Origin of the sequence: Methanomethylovorans sp. PtaU1.Bin093 (assembly GCF_002067275.1) — an archaeon.
In the GTDB taxonomy this organism is placed as follows: Archaea; Halobacteriota; Methanosarcinia; order Methanosarcinales; family Methanosarcinaceae; genus Methanomethylovorans.
In genome coordinates this window covers 1-15,506 of the sequence record NZ_MVQX01000090.1, presented here as the reverse complement: position 1 = coordinate 15,506, position 15,506 = coordinate 1, and the positions used below count along the sequence as shown (strand labels likewise).

15 protein-coding genes are annotated in these 15,506 nt (G+C 47.5%); 3 read left to right on the top strand and 12 right to left on the bottom strand.

The window, feature by feature from the left end; all coding sequences use genetic code 11:
- From A4E24_RS10270 to A4E24_RS10260, 3 genes are all read right to left on the bottom strand, one after another.
- The coding region (locus A4E24_RS10270) for a DEAD/DEAH box helicase family protein (RefSeq protein WP_292353266.1) at positions 1 to 2,752 on the bottom strand (2,752 nt) is incomplete at its 3' end.
- A 281-nt stretch (positions 2,753 to 3,033) separates the two neighbouring features.
- Complete coding sequence (locus A4E24_RS10265) at positions 3,034 to 3,372, bottom strand: P-II family nitrogen regulator (RefSeq protein ID WP_292353265.1); 339 nt, start codon at positions 3,370 to 3,372, stop codon at positions 3,034 to 3,036.
- Positions 3,373 to 3,377: 5 nt separating this feature from the next.
- Positions 3,378 to 4,787 carry an ammonium transporter gene (locus tag A4E24_RS10260; protein WP_394334462.1) on the bottom strand — a complete coding sequence of 470 codons (1,410 nt, stop codon included), beginning with the start codon at positions 4,785 to 4,787 and terminating at the stop codon, positions 3,378 to 3,380.
- Between the two features lie 284 nt (positions 4,788 to 5,071).
- Between A4E24_RS10260 and A4E24_RS10255 the strand changes: the two genes are divergently transcribed.
- Entirely contained in the window at positions 5,072 to 6,040 is a 969-nt protein-coding gene (locus A4E24_RS10255; protein WP_292353264.1) for a site-specific DNA-methyltransferase, read from the top strand.
- A 4-nt stretch (positions 6,041 to 6,044) separates the two neighbouring features.
- Here the strand turns inward: A4E24_RS10255 and A4E24_RS10250 are convergent, their stop codons facing one another.
- Positions 6,045 to 7,025 carry a DUF128 domain-containing protein gene (locus A4E24_RS10250; protein ID WP_292353263.1) on the bottom strand — a complete coding sequence of 327 codons (981 nt, stop codon included), beginning with the start codon at positions 7,023 to 7,025 and terminating at the stop codon, positions 6,045 to 6,047.
- A gap of 298 nt (positions 7,026 to 7,323) precedes the next feature.
- Between A4E24_RS10250 and A4E24_RS10245 the strand changes: the two genes are divergently transcribed.
- Positions 7,324 to 7,599: a DUF3303 domain-containing protein gene (locus A4E24_RS10245; protein WP_292353262.1), complete on the top strand. Its 276-nt coding sequence runs from the start codon at positions 7,324 to 7,326 to the stop codon at positions 7,597 to 7,599.
- A 66-nt stretch (positions 7,600 to 7,665) separates the two neighbouring features.
- Here A4E24_RS10245 and A4E24_RS10240 read toward each other — a convergent pair whose 3' ends face one another.
- The 8 genes from A4E24_RS10240 to gatC all read right to left on the bottom strand — a co-directional run bounded on the left by A4E24_RS10240 (position 7,666) and on the right by gatC (position 14,724).
- Positions 7,666 to 8,271, bottom strand: a complete 606-nt coding sequence (locus tag A4E24_RS10240) for a hypothetical protein (RefSeq protein WP_292353261.1) — start codon at positions 8,269 to 8,271, stop codon at positions 7,666 to 7,668.
- A 45-nt stretch (positions 8,272 to 8,316) separates the two neighbouring features.
- On the bottom strand, positions 8,317 to 8,673 hold the full coding sequence (locus tag A4E24_RS10235) for a phasin family protein (protein ID WP_292353259.1): 357 nt from the start codon (positions 8,671 to 8,673) through the stop codon (positions 8,317 to 8,319).
- A gap of 121 nt (positions 8,674 to 8,794) precedes the next feature.
- On the bottom strand, positions 8,795 to 10,519 hold the full coding sequence (locus A4E24_RS10230) for an ATP-binding cassette domain-containing protein (protein WP_292353258.1): 1,725 nt from the start codon (positions 10,517 to 10,519) through the stop codon (positions 8,795 to 8,797).
- 60 nt (positions 10,520 to 10,579) lie between these two features.
- Positions 10,580 to 11,323 (bottom strand): geranylgeranylglyceryl/heptaprenylglyceryl phosphate synthase, encoded by a 744-nt coding sequence (locus A4E24_RS10225; RefSeq protein WP_292353256.1) that lies wholly within the window; start codon positions 11,321 to 11,323, stop codon positions 10,580 to 10,582.
- Between the two features lie 8 nt (positions 11,324 to 11,331).
- Positions 11,332 to 11,481 carry a 50S ribosomal protein L40e gene (locus A4E24_RS10220; RefSeq protein WP_015323772.1) on the bottom strand — a complete coding sequence of 50 codons (150 nt, stop codon included), beginning with the start codon at positions 11,479 to 11,481 and terminating at the stop codon, positions 11,332 to 11,334.
- A 91-nt stretch (positions 11,482 to 11,572) separates the two neighbouring features.
- On the bottom strand, positions 11,573 to 13,006 hold the full coding sequence (gene gatB / locus A4E24_RS10215) for an Asp-tRNA(Asn)/Glu-tRNA(Gln) amidotransferase subunit GatB (protein WP_292353267.1): 1,434 nt from the start codon (positions 13,004 to 13,006) through the stop codon (positions 11,573 to 11,575).
- Positions 13,006 to 14,433, bottom strand: a complete 1,428-nt coding sequence (gatA, locus tag A4E24_RS10210) for an Asp-tRNA(Asn)/Glu-tRNA(Gln) amidotransferase subunit GatA (RefSeq protein ID WP_292353253.1) — start codon at positions 14,431 to 14,433, stop codon at positions 13,006 to 13,008. Before gatA ends, gatB begins: the two co-directional genes overlap by 1 nt.
- A gap of 9 nt (positions 14,434 to 14,442) precedes the next feature.
- Positions 14,443 to 14,724: an Asp-tRNA(Asn)/Glu-tRNA(Gln) amidotransferase subunit GatC gene (gene gatC, locus A4E24_RS10205; protein WP_292353251.1), complete on the bottom strand. Its 282-nt coding sequence runs from the start codon at positions 14,722 to 14,724 to the stop codon at positions 14,443 to 14,445.
- A gap of 156 nt (positions 14,725 to 14,880) precedes the next feature.
- Here gatC and A4E24_RS10200 point away from each other — a divergent pair.
- Positions 14,881 to 15,506: class I SAM-dependent methyltransferase (locus A4E24_RS10200; RefSeq protein ID WP_292353249.1), on the top strand; the 626-nt coding region annotated here is incomplete at its 3' end.

Genomic DNA, 15,506 nt, shown 5'->3' with positions numbered 1-15,506 from the left:
CCGCCAGTGCCTCGTTCAGTTCGCTGATGATCCCATTCATCTCATCGCCAAAGAGCTGGTACATCCTGCCGCGCCCTCCTAATATGTCGAAGGGCTGGTAATCCAGGTCGTCTATTTCCAGATGGAAGCTGCCTGTCACGTAATCCTTTATCATGCGCAGCCACGCCATCTGCTCCTCATTGAATTTCACAGTTCCGGCCTGCTTTTTGAACACCCAGTCCTGGAAATTGCGGTTCACCGTCAGGTCGTATGCAGTAAGCACCGGGTCGATATCTGTCACCCTGCGGATCAGGGAGACCAGAGCTGTAAGCTCTTTTTTCGGAGAGTTCCCGTTCACCTTCTCCAGCTGCTCGTAAGCCTGCCATACCCGCAAAGGCGCAAATTGCGGCTTTTCCAGTTTCAGCTTCTCCAGCACTTCCTTTATCATGGCAAAAGTAACTTCCCTGCGCTGGTACGGCTGGTTGTAGAATATCCTAAGGGCAGTTATCTCGTCCTTGTGGGCTTCCAGATACTCCCTGAAGTCCCGCACAAGCTCATCAGCCCTTACCACAGCATCCTTGTCCCATTCGGTCCGGGTGACTTTGTCAATGTTCACCGTATCGATGATCTGCTCATGCACCCTGCGCACGTTCTCAATGTACTCGTTAAGCTCCCCGGTGAATGTTGATCTGGCAACATCTATCAATTCCTGCTGCGCCTGGCTGCTCGCCTTCTCCGCCGGAATTTCAGGATGCATCTGCCGGATCTCAAAAGCCTTTGATTCGATCGCGTCAGGGTTATACGCATTCAGCAGGTCCCTTATGGTCTGGTTGATGGTCTTCCCGCTGGCCTTCTCAGCATACACGGTCTTTTCATCGGGAGTGATCATCTTGTCAAGCCGCGCCAGCCGGTTCGCCAGCGAGACATACAGGTCCTCGTCCTGCGCGCCAAAGGTCACAGCAGCCAGCAGGTCCTTCAGAGGTGCACCTTTCTTCCTCTCAAGGGGGCGGCTGTCCGTCTTCATGGACTTTGTCACGCCCACAGCATCCACAATAACAAAATGCGTCTTTGCAGAGACCACCGAAGGCGTGACCTTCCGCAGGTCATCATATCCCATGACCCGCGTGCCTCGTCCCTTCATCTGCTCGAAGTAATTGCGGCTCTTCACATCCCGCATGAACAGCAGGCATTCCAGCGGCTTCACATCCGTACCTGTGGCTATCATGTCCACAGTTACCGCGATCCTCGGATTGTAGTCATTGCGCAGCGCAGACAGCACAGCATCAGCATCTTCTTCAGCCTTGTACGTCACCTTCTTGCAGAAAGAATTGCCCTCGCCAAACTCCTCCCGCACGATCTGGATAATATCATCCGCATGGCTGTCGGTCTTGGCAAAGATCAGGGTCTTCGGTATCTCCTGCCTGCCTGGGAAGATCTCCGGCAGCTTGTCCCTGAACGCCCTTATCACATTGCGTATCTGGCTCGGGTTTACCACGTCCCTGTCCAGCTGCCTGCCGGTGTAGGTAAAGTCCTCATCCAGCTGCTCCCATCTCTTCCTGCGGCTCAGCTTCTCTCTTTTATCCACGAACTCCTTGGCCTTGATCTCAGCACCCTTTTTCGTGATCTCGGTCTCTATGGTATACACATCATAACTCACATTCACCCCGTCCGCCACAGCATCCTCGTAGCTGTACTCGCTCACCACGTTCTCATTGAAGAACCCGAAAGTGCGCTTGTCCGGAGTGGCGGTAAGCCCTATCAGGAAAGCATCAAAATAGTCCAGCACCTGCTTCCACAGGTTGTATATGGAGCGGTGGCACTCATCGATCACGATGAAATCGAACTGCTCGATCGGCACTTTCTCATTGTACACCACAGGCAGCGGTTCCTTAGGCTGCCATTCGCTCTCAGCAGGGTTCGTTTCCTCAGTTTCCTCGTCCAGCTCCTCGCCCTTCAATATGGAATACAGTCGCTGGATTGTGGAAATACACACCTGGCTGTCCGAAGCCATATAGCTGGAACGCAGCCGCTGCACATTGTACAGCTCGGTGAACTTGCGGTTATCGTCATTGGGAGCATATGCCATGAACTCCTGTTCCGCCTGCTTGCCCAGGTTTCTGGTATCCACAAGGAACAATACTCTCTTGGCATCCGCATATTTAAGCAAGCGGTAAATGAAAGTAACAGCAGTGTACGTTTTTCCAGAGCCGGTGGCCATCTGGACCAATGCACGAGGGTGATTCTCCTTGAAAGACCTCTCCAGGTTATTGATCGCCCGGATCTGGCAATCATGCAATCCTTCTGTCCGAAGCCCAGGGATATCCTGCAATCTGTTCCTCAATGAACTTTCTTTTTTTAGCCATTCCCTGAAGGTTTCCGGACGATGGAATGAAAAAACAGGTCTTGACCTCGGTTTCGGGTCGCGGTGGTCAGTGAACCTCGTAAGTACCCCGGTACTTTCATATACGAAAGGCAGAGGGTCATTGTTCAGGTATTTCAGCTTGCTGGTGGCATACTCGCCGGACTGCTCCTCGACAACCGTTAGTCTGTGGCCTTCTTCATCCTTCTTGGCCTCGATTATCCCTACAGGGCCTTTATCCACGAAAAGTACGTAGTCTGCAGGCCCGACATCTGTAAAGTACTCCTTTACAGCAATGCCATCGGCTGCATTCCAGTCTATCCTGTTCCTTTCCTGCACTATCCAGCCGGAAGCATTCAGTTTCCCATCGATCCTGTCTCTGGCTTCCTGCTCAGGGCTCTGATTATGACTCATAGGCCTTATCCATGGATTTATCCGTTCATCCTGTTCCCGGGCTTGGGAACTGCATGGAAAATTCATGCAGTTTCAGGAATGATTTTGGAAAAGTCTATGTTCACATTCAATATAAGTATTCTTAGTTCCGGTTGTATACGGTTTGCACAAAACCAAAAAAATAAGGGAAGGGCCCCGTAGGATAAACTATGGAAGGCTTATGGAATATGGAGGCTATGATCAACGGTTGATCACTGAGCTTTGATCCCCGGGGCCCACGCTGATCAAGAAGGAGAATGCACTTACAGTGCATCCCCGTCAGTTTCGCCTGTTCTGATTCTTATGATCTTTTCCACCGGGTAGATGAAGATCTTTCCATCGCCTATTGAGCCCGTCTTAGCATGCTTCATAATTATTTCAACTACAGCATCTGTCTTTTCCACCGGCACGACCAGTTCGATCTTCACCTTTGGGAGCAGGTCCACGCAGTACTTCTGGCCTCTCCATTGCTGAAGCACACCCTTCTGCTTTCCCCGCCCCTTTACCTCGGTGATGGTCATACTCTCGAATCCAGCATCGTCCAGTGCATCTTTTACTTCTTGCACCTTTGTGGGCCTAATTATTGCTTCGATCTTTCTCATCTATCTCACTCCTTTGCAAGCACGAATTCCGGATATGCAGACATTCCATGTTCCTTTATGTCGAGTCCGGCTATCTCATCTTCTTCAGGCACTCTCAGGCCCATAACTGCATCCAGTACCTTGAATATTATGAAAGAGATACCGAAGGCCCATATTACGGCCAGTATCAGTCCAACTACCTGGATCATGAACTGCTGATATCCGCCGTATAACAGGCCTGCACCAGCGGCAGTGTATGCAGCATCAGCAAATATGCCGTTACCCTGTCCTATTGCGAATATACCGACCGACAATATTCCCCAGGCCCCGCTGTAACCGTGTACTGCGATGGCACCTACCGGGTCGTCCAGCTTGAGTGTGTATTCGTTGAACATAACTCCTACATATACTATTATACCTGCGATCAGCCCTATGAGCACTGCTGCCCAGCTGGCAACGGATCCGCAGGAAGCGGTGATGGCTACAAGACCTGCCAGCATACCGTTGGCTGTAAGGGATGGATCTGGCTTTCCGGTCTTCATCCAGGTGATCAGCAGTACCATTATAGCACCTGCTCCTGCTGCCAGGAAAGTGTTGGCTATTACGAGGCCGATGTAGGGATCGTTACCGTTAAGGGTGCTTCCTCCGTTGAACCCTACCCATCCGAATGCCAGTATAAGTGTGCCCAAAAATGCCAGGGGCAGGCTGTGACCTGGAATTACCACAGGCTTTCCGTGCCTGAACTTGCCTATCCTTGGACCGACCAGTAACACACCTGCCAGGGCAGAGAAACCTCCGATCATGTGTACAACTGAAGATCCTGCGAAGTCATGGTATCCTATTCCGACCGCATCGACTATCGGGCCGCTGGTAAGGATACCGGCACCGCTCCACACCCAGTGACCGAATACAGGATAAATGAGTCCCACCATCAGTACGGTGTATATCAAATATGCCTTGAAGCTCGTTCTCTCTGCCATGGCACCCGATACGATCGTTGCACCTGTGGCTGCGAACACCATCTGGAACCACCAGCTGGTCCATATTGCGTTGTCAGCCCCACTCATGAAGAACTGGTCACTACCTATTATACCAGCATAGTCGGCACCATACATAATTGCCCAACCCATTACCCAGTAGACCACTATGCCAAGACACACTGTCATGAAGTTCTTCATAAGTATGTTCGTAGTGTTCTTAACACGGGTAAGTCCGATCTCCACCAGTGAGAAACCGGCATGCATCAGGAACACTATACCACCACAAAGTATCAGCCATACAACGGTAAGTGCTGTCTGCACATCAGCTATAGCTTCTGCGTTCTCTTCAGGGGTTGCTGCTGATACAGGCAATATCAACATTATAAGGATAATCCCTAAGAGCAGCAGGTTTTGTCCTGGGTTTCTTAGGTTCTTCATTTTACACATTGTTTCCATAAATTACACCTCTTTACTCGGAAGGCGGTAGTCTACTGTAGACTTTATATTATTTAAATTTTTGCATAATCTTATGCATGTACGCCTCATTTGTAGGTATATTTTGATTAATTTAAACAGAAATAATAAAAAATTATACTAAATCCATTATCTAATCAACAAAAATTATCATTACTTAATGCAGCATTCGTATTTTTGAAAGATGAATTATCTTTATGGAACCTCTCCCACTCTGTCTGCAGCTCCAAGTCCTTATATACTGCTGCAACATAATTTCACTCCTGATGAGGGATATCTACTATAATCAGGACTGTATAAACGGCGCCCGTGAACATCTCCCTGACAAAAGTGTCGATCTTATCATCACCGATCCACCATTTGCCATCAATGGTGACATTCTCCACAAACACTATCATCGGAAAGAAGAGCATGTGTTTGCAGGATATGTTGAGGTGGATCAGGAAGAATATCGTGATTTTTCCATAAAGTGGCTGCATGAAGCCCACAGAGTTCTCAAGGATACTGGTTCCATGTATGTGGTCTCAGGATGGAGCAATCTTCTGGATATACTGCTTGCTCTTGAAAAAAATGACTTTGAGATCATCAATCATATTATATGGAAGTATAATTTCGGTGTGAGCACAAGGCACAAGTTCGTGACATCCCATTACCATATTCTCTACTGTAAAAAATCAGGTGCAAAACGGGTGAAATTTAATACCTTCTGTAGATTTGGAACATCTGATAAGAATGGCGATAACAGTTCTATGCTTTATAATGACCTGGAAGATGTATGGGTGATCAACAGGGATTTCAAGAAAGGCAGGCTAAGGAATAAGAATACTCTTCCTGCGGAACTGTTAAAGAAGATGATCATGTACTCATCCAATGAAGGCGATCTGGTCTGTGATCTTTTCCTGGGCAGTTTTTCCACTGCAAAGATTGCGAGGTCCCTCAACAGATATTCCACTGGGTTTGAGATGAATGGTGATGTGTATGATTACCAGCTGGAACAAATGCACAATATAGAACGTGGTTACATGCTCAAAGAACTGTGTTCTAATGGGGGAAATCCGCATCACAACCAGAGGAAACGTTGGACGGAAGAGGAAGCAAGTAAGGTCCTTGAACGCTATGATGCCATCAAGAGCGCAGGGCTCACTGACAAAAAAGCTTATCAGCTCCTCTCCATGGAGTTCGGGAGGGGATATTTCTCCATGATGAACATTGTTAAGAAAAACAGGAGAGCATGATCGCTCATTCCAGTCTTTTCATAATATTATAGTCCATGATCGTAGAAACAGGATATGCCTTGACAGGAATGCCTGCCTCTGCAATAGCTGCGATAGCATTGCTCCCCACGATCACGGGTATGCCTGCTTTCCCTTTTTCCAAAGGCACGCTGAATACATCTTCTCCGGTCTCACCGATAGCCAGATATCCGCCGATCTCGGATTCTTTTGCAAGCTCCATAACCTCCCGTGCTTTTTCCCTTGCAGAGCCCGGCACATGGCGCATGTTAGCAAGAAGCTTTCCAGTACCACTTTCGATATAATCGAGCACTGAAGTGGAACGTCTGTTAATGAATATTTTGATAGGATCTATCGATGTCCCACTGTAACCTATGATATCCACAAAACTCACCGGCTTATGAGCTTCCATCTGCATAAGGCCACCATACAGGGGAGTGGAGGGGATCCCATTCTTCAAAAGGATACCATCATAGGTGATACTACAGACGTTGGCTATTGCAAATTTACCGTCCGGCACGAAGATGTCATCCTCTTCAGAGTCCTCGTCCACCACTCTGATCCTGGGGCTTATGGATATGCCAGCATCGATCGCATATTTCAGCACATCCATTGCCTTCTCATAATCCCTTTTGTCAATAACGGATACATTCACTATGACATTCCCTTTCTTTTCCCGGAGGTCGTATGTGGTCTTGTACACCAGTTCTTCGATCCTGGTGATCACCAGGTCCAGCCTGTCACTTATAAGCGCATCGTTGAGCTCTTTCTGTCCCAGGTCTGTTATCGTGCGCCCAATATATCCATGCTTTTTGGTGAATCCCCGTTCGTCCAGTATGCGCAGATGGTAGCGTACTGCTCTTTCCCCAATGGCATATCCTCTGTTCTGCAGCTCATCTGCAATGAGGCGGGCTCCCAGTGGTTTATCGCTTTTGCTGATTATCCGCATTATCTCAATTAGTTTCCTTTGGACATTGGGGTCTGTCATATATTGCTCCTGTCTTTGGTTATTTTCACTGGTTAAGTTGGGACCAATGGAATATATCTGTCATGTCTAAAAAGATTATGTATGAATTTCTATCATGTGTTGAAGCATAACTATCTGTTCATGTTGCATATCTTAGAATATCTGTTTTTATATGTTTCTTTCTACCTTAGTTCATTGCATAAAACTCGGTTACTTTATTATGATAGTAGAAAGTTTCATATTCTATGCGATTCAATTCCTAATTGGGAGTAGTGGGCAAAAAGCCCTATCCTATCGAATATAAAGGAGTGTTATAGAAATGTTATTTATGGACATAAGTATGTGGGCACCGGAGCACAGAGCAGATATCCTGAAGCACTTCAAGGAACTCAGGCCACCGGCGGGTATCCATGTCATCAATCAGTGGCTGGACCTTACGGGAGGCAGATTCTTCATTCTCTATGAGGCTGAGAGTTCAGAGGCATACGCAGCTTTCAACCTGCCTTGGTCGGATGTCTGTACCATCGACAGTGTGCCGGTCATGGAGGCAACAGAGTTCATAAAACACATGACAGAACGCGGAATAAAGTTCTAAGTTCTAAAAAATAATTGGTCGGCCTTAAAGGCTGACAAGCTTTTCTCTTTTTCAATGCATACCGTGCTAGATAGCCGCAGAAAGACTTATAGTTCTGTCTGAATCTCCCACAAGCACAGTGAAATCGCCGGGAGGCAAAGCCGCAGTATTGTAATTATATGTGAACTTTCCTTCATTGTCCGTATCTATGACCTCCACAGCTTCAAGGTAGATGGTTACTTCTTTCTCCCCTTCCTTTGCCTGGCCGTGGATTGAAATATCGTAGTTCCCTGAAGGCACGTTCTCTTCTGAGTAAATGGCTTCATCACTGTTAGCTTCAAATGTCCTTGTGAAGGTAATGAACATCTTCACGCTGAAATTGAGGTCCTTGGCTTTACGGGCCTTTATGGTAAAATGGTTCGGACCATCAGGTATCTCTACTTTGTCCATGTTGTACTCGTACTTCCCATCTGTGACGGGAACCTTCTTTTCAAAAGATACCTTAACCCTTACCTTGGCTTCAGGGGTGGTGCTACCTGTAATAGTAAGGGTATCCCCTACCCGGGGTAACTGGGGTATATGTTCCCAATTCACAGTTACATTGTTCGAACTGATGTCCAGATCACGGTATCGTAGACGGTTTATAGCTTTCAGCAAATTCAGGAAAAAGCTCTGTGTTCTATTATTGCTCACGATCCCCTCACCAACACTCCTAACATATATGGGCACAAGGAAGATTTATTCTTCCTGTTCCTTTTTGGTATCTTTTTCTTTAGCCTCTGCCTTTTTCTCGCCGATCAGCTCATCAAGTTTATCCTGCAGTTGTTGGATCTGTTCCTTCAGAACTTTCAGATCGTCCTTCTTCACGACTTCAGCACGCTTGAAAGTTTCCTGGACCTTTGAATTGATCTTCTTTTCAATATCTTCTTTCTGTTTTTTCTGTTCTTCGAGAACCTCTTTGACGAACTTTTTCCCTTCCTCCTTGTTCATCTCCCCACTTTCTATAAGTTCCTTTGAAAGCTCGTTGATCTTATCTTCTGTAAGGGCCCACAGGCCGATTCCAAAAAGTCCCACTTTTTTCAGAGTATCTTTCATACTATTTCACCTCATTAAGAGTTGTATTCTGATAAAATAAATATCTTTGTACAATATATGGATGAACATAGTCATCGCTTACGGATACAAAAAATAAAAAGAGCATTGTTCTAGAAAAGTCTCATTTTTCGGCAATAAGGGATTCCATTGTTCTTTCCAGGTAACTGGCATGGCTCATTTCTATAAGCTGATTTGACACTTCTACCGGATCGCCATCGTTCACCACTTTTGCATCATCTATCAGGACTGCTCTGTGAGATACTTCTTTCACGAAATCCATGTGATGGCTTACAATGATTATCGTAGTGCCAAATTCTTTGTTTATTCTTTTGAGGGCATTTGTAACATCTCTTAATGTTACCGGATCCAGATCACCGAATGGTTCATCGAGCATGAGTATTTCCGGACGTGTGGTAAGTGCAAGAGCTATGTATGCCCGTACATGTTCTCCGCCGCTTATCTGGTAAGGTGTTTTGTAAAGTATGTCCAGAGGCAGATCAAGGGATTCAAATATCTTTGTTGCGTGTTCCTTCACATCTTCAAAGGTGACCTTAGGGAAAAGTTTACCGTATATATCAGGTGCTATTTGCATCTGCCGCATGATCTTGTCCTTCTCTTCCTCTTCCAGATCAGGTAATGCATAGAGTATATCCAGTACTTCTTCGGACACTTTCAGCTCCTTTGCTTTTTCACGGGCGTATTCCAGGGACCCAGGTCCTTTGATCCTCATCCTGAACCCGATCTGCTGACCTATGGTCGAATGCGGAGAAAGAGTGAACTCCTGATGCATTATGCTTATCTTTTTTCTCAGTTCCATCCTTCTGGAATTGAAATGTGTGATATCCAGCCATTCTCCGTCATGCAGGTACAGTATCTCCCCGGAAGTGGGTGATATAAGCCCTTCGATCATCTTAAGCAGGGTAGTTTTCCCTGCTCCAGATTGTCCTATAAGGGATACGATTTCTCCTCTGTGGATGTCAAGTGACAGGCCTTTGAAGTTCAGTACCTCTCCTACTCTTATAAGTGCCAGGCGCTTGTTGATATCCTTAATTTTGATAACTGTTTCCCTTTTCTCTAACGGGGTGATTTCTACCTGTGGCTGCATGTCCTTGAGGAAATGCTTCAGTACTGCTTCTGTCTTTCCTTCTTCTATTATGTGACCATCTTCCAGGTATATGAGCCGGTCGGCGATATACATATGCAGCTCCGGCAAATGGGACACTACTATTATAGGGATGTTGAGCTCCTTCTTCACTTTCTTTATAACGTCCAGGACTTCCTGTTTTGTGCCCGGCCCTGTCATGGTCACGGGTTCATCAAGCAGTAATAGTTTTGGTTTTGCAGCGAGCTGGCGTGCGAGGATAAGTCTCTGCTTCTCTCCACCGCTAAGAGCGCTTGTCACATGCAGTGCTTTGTGCTCAAGGCCTACAACCTTAAGGTATTCCATAGACTCTTCGTATATCTCATCGTAAAATGGTGAATCGCTCTCAGGTAATCCTTCATGTCCCTCTCTTCTGGAATTGACCCTGCGGATGATGTTCTCTATGGCAGGTCCGTTCCATAGCCCGAAATTACGCTGCAGATGGATAGCAGTTTTCTGCATAAGATCCTTTATATCATCTTTATCGGAATCCGGAAAGAACTGTTTCCCTTCAAGCTCGATAACCCCTTCATCAAAGCTCTCAACACCCCGGAGTATTCGCAGGAGTGTGCTTTTACCGCTTCCGCTTTTTCCCGTTATGCCCAGGATCTCCCCATCATTCGCGGTAAAACTGATCCCTTCGAGTACTCTCTTCCGTTCATCCAGTACATTATAGTCCTTCGCAAGACCTTCTACCTTAAGCATAAGATATCCTCTCCATACGTGATTCCAGAAACCATAAAAAAGGAAAGATGGATTATTGTATTATTTTTTTATGGCAGATACAAGTTCCAGGATCTTGCCAGTAACGTCAGAAGTCTCTTCCACGACCGTACCCGTAACGATCATATCAGCACCAGCCTGTGCGCATTTACGTGCTGTTTCTGAGTCCCTTATACCTCCTCCCACAATAAGCATGTTGTTCCCCAGTGCATGCTTGACAGCAGCGATCATCTGCGGGGTTGCAGGACCATCTGCGCCGGAGCCAGTTTCCAGGTATGTGTAGTGCATGCCCAGGTATTTACCTGCAAGTGAATAGGCAACAGCTATTTCAGGCTTGTTCTTTGGAATAAGTCTTGCATCACCTACCCATCCCACTGTTCCGCCTGGTTCAATGATTATATATGCCATGGAGATGGCTTCAATGCCGCTTTTATACACAAGCGGGGCACCCATGGCCTGGTTGCTTGTAATATAATTTACATCCCTCGAGTTGAGCAGGCTCATGAAGAATATGGCATCGGCATGCGCACTCACGCCCGCGGCACTGCCCGGAAAGAGAATGATCGGCAGGTCTGTTACTTCTTTGATCTTTAGAATAGTCTGGTCAAGGAGCAAACCTCCAGCTCCGGTTGACCCTCCTATCATTATTGCATCCGTGCCTCCTTCCTTTGCTGCAAGAGCCATAGCTGCAGCTTTTTCAGGAGATTGGGATGCAGGGTCGATAAGTGTCAAGTGAACTGTACCTTCGCGCTCTGCGATCTCGTTCAGGTACTTTTCCACTTGCATGGACCGGATCAGCCACCCTTTGCTTCCTTGGACTTGGGACGTAGTGCCTTGCTTCCGCATTTCCTGCACCTGTCTGCACGTGAAGCGTTGCGGGCATTACATTTCATACATATCTTTTTGTTAAGTATCCTGTTTTCTGCTTCTGGGAATCTTGCCATGTTAATTCACCTTGATGATATGGAATAAATGATCCAAATAGTAGGCTGGTTACATGAAGTTTAAGACATATAATTGTTTTGGACAGGCTGCTCACTTTGGAGGCAGCTCGCTTATTCTTTCCAGTAACATTTCCCTTGTGGTCCTTGCATCGGACCTGCCAGCGGTTTTCTTCATGACCTGACCCACAAGGAAGTTCAGCGACTTCTCCTTGCCTCCAAGGTAGTCCTGCAGAGCTTCCGGATTTTCTGCGAGAGCCTCGGTAACCGCCTTTGTGACGATATCGTCTTCCACTTTTATAAGCCCTTTTTCCTTCACAACGGCTGCAGGAGTGCCTCCATTGTCCAGGATCGTCCTGATGATCTCAACACCGCTTCTCTCAGTGATCTTATTTCCGGTTACGAGTTCTATGATCTCTGCCATGTCTTCGACCTTGAAGGCATCCACACTGATGTCCCGGTAGTTCAGTTCACCCTTCAGGACGTCAGCTATCCACACAGCAGCTGCTCCCGGGTCCACCTTCAAGGCTACGTGCTCGTAGAAATTGGCTACCTTTATGTCAGATGTAAGGGCCTTGGCATGCATATCTGCCATTCCGTACTGGCTTGTGAAACGTTCACGCTTAGCATCAGGCAGTTCAGGCAGTGTTTTTATGACCTCAGGAACCCGGTCGGCCACACGCATGGGAACCAGGTCAGGCTCCGGGAAATAGCGGTAATCATGTTCCTCTTCTTTGCTGCGCATGGAGAGGGTGACACCTCTCTGTTCGTCGAAGTGTCTGGTTTCCAGCACGACCTTGCCGCCACGGCGCACAAAGTTCTTCTGGCGCATGATCTCGTACAAAGCGGCCTTTTCCACACCTTTATGTGAAGATATGTTCTTGACCTCTACGCGGTCTCCCCCCATAACGGATATATTGGCATCCACTCTCATGGCGCCTTCCAGGTCACCGTTGAACACATCCAGATATTCCAGGATGCTGCGGAGTTTATCGAGGAACCGCCTTGCCTCTTTCGGACTTCTCATGTCGGGTTCAGTGACTATTTCGATAAGTGCCATTCCGGAACGGTTGTAGTTGATAAGTGTACCTTTGGACTTCTCGATGCTCCCCATATGCAAGAGCTTTCCGGGGTCTTCCTCCATATGTGCCCGTGTGATCCTTATTATGCGTTCTCCGTCCTCGCCATCAATGACCACTTTACCACGGCTTGCAATAGGGTAGTCGTACTGTGTTGTCTGGAAACCCTTAGGCAGGTCGGGATAGTAATAGTTCTTCCTGTGGAACTGGGTCTGCTCAACGATATTGCAATTAAGGGCAAGCCCTACTTTCATAGCGAATTCCACTGCTCTCTTGTTGAGCACAGGGAGGGAACCAGGCAGGCCAAGGCAGACAGGGCAGACGTGTGTGTTAGGCTCAGCATTGTGGTAATCAGTGGAACAGCCACAGAACAGCTTTGTATTAAGCTTGTTCAACTGTACGTGGATCTCAAGTCCGATCTTTACTCCATCGGGGTTCTCGTATACCATCATGCCACCTCCGCAGGTCTTCTGGTGTGATGTTCAGTGTTCTGCTCGAAGCTGTAGGCAGCCCTGAGCACCGTCGCCTCATCGAAGTGTTTACCGATTATCTGCAGCCCGATGGGCAGGCCATCCGTAAAGCCGCATGGCAGAGATATGGAAGGCACACCTGCAAGGTTGATGGGCACAGTGTTGACATCGGCCAGATATAATGCAAGCGGGTCTTCTACTTTCTCTCTCAGCTTAAAGGCAGGAGTGGGCATGGTAGGCGTCATCAGGCAGTCGAATTCCCTGAATGCCTGTTCAAAGTCCTGCTTTACAAGTGTTCTAACCTTCAGGGCTTTCAGGTAGTATTTATCGTGATATCCTGCGGAGAGGGCATACGTTCCCAGCAGTATCCTGCGCTTGACCTCGGCACCGAAGCCTTCCGCACGTGTGCGGGAAGCCATAACATGCCAGTTCTCTCCTTCTTTCCTGTAACCGTATCGTGTGCCATCGAACCTGGCGAGGTTAGAGGATGCTTCGCTCATGGCAATGATATAGTAGGCAGCAAGTGCATACGATGTATGGGGCAGGGATACCTGTTCCCATGATGCGCCTAATTCCTCAAAGAGCTGGATGGCATCCCACACGGAGTTCTCAACTGCCGGATCGATGCCTGCTCCGAAGTATTCGGCAGGGACGCCGATCCTCAGGCCGGAAACATCGTCAACAAGCGCATCTTTGTACACGCTTTCGGTCTTTACTGAAGTGCTGTCCCTTGCATCATGTCCTCCTATAACGTCCATAAGGGCAGCGATGTCGGAAACACATGTTGCCAGAGGTCCGATCTGTTCCAGAGAGTTGGCGTAGGAGATGAGGCCATACCTGGATATCGTTCCGTATGTGGGTTTGAGACCCACCACACCACAGAAGGCTGCAGGACATCTCACTGATCCTCCGGTATCCGAACCAACGGATAGGGGGGCTTCCCCGGCAGCCACCACAGCAGCGCTGCCACCCGATGAGCCACCTGGCACACGTTCCATGTCCCAGGGATTGAGGGTGGGCCCATAGCAGCTGGATTCGGTGGATGTGCCCATAGCGAACTCATCCATGTTGGTCTTGCCCAGGATGATAGCTCCTGCGTCCTTGAGCCTTTCTACTATATGTGCGTCATAGGGCGGTACATATCCCTGCAATATCTTTGAGGAGCATGTGGTGGATATGCCTCTAGTGGAAATATTGTCCTTGATAGCTATGGGGATACCTGCAAGCGGTCCGTTATGTCCCTGCTCATCTATTTCTCTGGCTTTCTCGACAGCTCCTTCCCACACTGTTGTGTAAGCGTTGGTCCTGCTCTTCTTTATCCTTTCGAGGTAGGATGCTGTAACCTCCTCAGCGGATCCCTGTGCTATTTTTTCCTTTAACTGTGAAATATTTGCCCATCCTGCCATGTCCATTCCTCACATGATCCTCGGGGCTAAGAAGTTGCCTTCCTGTTTTTTCCCGGTATTGGCGAGCACTTCTTCCTGTGGCATGGATGGTCTTACCACATCTTCCCTGAACACGTTCACTATATCCGCCACATGATAGGTGGGAGGCACGTTCTCAGTGTCCACCTCGTCCAGCTGACCGAAGTAGTCAAGCACAGCATTCAGTTTTTCCGCATAATCCTGTGCCTCGCTTTCATGGATCTCAATGCGGGCCAGCCATCCCACATGTTCGACCTCTTCCTTTGTGATCATTGTAAGTTCCTCTGTATATGAAATTCAATATCTTTAGGTATATGGTATATAAGGGTTACAAAAGCGTACATCCTATATTAAAAATGTGGGTTCTTTTCACCGGCGTTTTATTATCCGGCGACATCCCTTTTATTCATTGCCTTACAATTATTGTTTATGGATATCGCTGATTACTGGAAGCACACAAAAGCCAAAGCTATCCCTGCCACAGTGAAACTGCAACAAGTATTCTATGAATACGCAATTCCCGGTGACAGGGTGCTTGACATTGGATGTGCCTGCGGTGATGTCTGTGATAAGCTTGCATCTGCTGGTTTTGATGTTACTGGAGTGGATATCAACCAGGAAGCTTTGAGGCAGGCAGACTTATCCTCAAAAGAAAAGGAACATCTAAGGGATCCCTTTTTTCTGCAGGCGGATGCTTCGCTGCTTCCTTTTGCCAATGGAACATTTGACATTGCCATAATGCAGGCCTTCCTTACTACCGTTGTTACAAAAGAGGAACGCAATATTATTATCCGGGAAGCGTGCAGGGTACTGAAACCTGGAGGCTATCTCTATCTTGCGGATTTCGCACAGACATGGCACTCAAAGATATATCGGGAACGCTATATCAATGATCTGCCATTGACAAAAGAGGAAGGTTCCATCATTGCCTATGATCAGAAAACAGGCGATAAAGCCTACATCTCTCATCATTTTACAGAAAAGGAACTTGTGTTCCTGCTGGTTGAGAACGGATTTGAGATAGAGTTCTTCAGGAACGAGGAGTTTACGACAAG

Coding starts and splice junctions, on each gene's coding strand:
- A4E24_RS10265 (WP_292353265.1), bottom strand. CDS start 3,372: ATGAGAAAGATCGAAGCAATAATTAGGCCCACAAAGGTGCAAGAAGTA.
- A4E24_RS10260 (WP_394334462.1), bottom strand. CDS start 4,787: ATGGAAACAATGTGTAAAATGAAGAACCTAAGAAACCCAGGACAAAAC.
- A4E24_RS10255 (WP_292353264.1), top strand. CDS start 5,072: ATGAGGGATATCTACTATAATCAGGACTGTATAAACGGCGCCCGTGAA.
- A4E24_RS10250 (WP_292353263.1), bottom strand. CDS start 7,025: ATGACAGACCCCAATGTCCAAAGGAAACTAATTGAGATAATGCGGATA.
- A4E24_RS10245 (WP_292353262.1), top strand. CDS start 7,324: ATGTTATTTATGGACATAAGTATGTGGGCACCGGAGCACAGAGCAGAT.
- A4E24_RS10235 (WP_292353259.1), bottom strand. CDS start 8,673: ATGAAAGATACTCTGAAAAAAGTGGGACTTTTTGGAATCGGCCTGTGG.
- A4E24_RS10230 (WP_292353258.1), bottom strand. CDS start 10,519: ATGCTTAAGGTAGAAGGTCTTGCGAAGGACTATAATGTACTGGATGAA.
- A4E24_RS10225 (WP_292353256.1), bottom strand. CDS start 11,323: ATGCAAGTGGAAAAGTACCTGAACGAGATCGCAGAGCGCGAAGGTACA.
- A4E24_RS10220 (WP_015323772.1), bottom strand. CDS start 11,481: ATGGCAAGATTCCCAGAAGCAGAAAACAGGATACTTAACAAAAAGATA.
- gatB (WP_292353267.1), bottom strand. CDS start 13,006: ATGGTATACGAGAACCCCGATGGAGTAAAGATCGGACTTGAGATCCAC.
- gatA (WP_292353253.1), bottom strand. CDS start 14,433: ATGGCAGGATGGGCAAATATTTCACAGTTAAAGGAAAAAATAGCACAG.
- gatC (WP_292353251.1), bottom strand. CDS start 14,724: ATGATCACAAAGGAAGAGGTCGAACATGTGGGATGGCTGGCCCGCATT.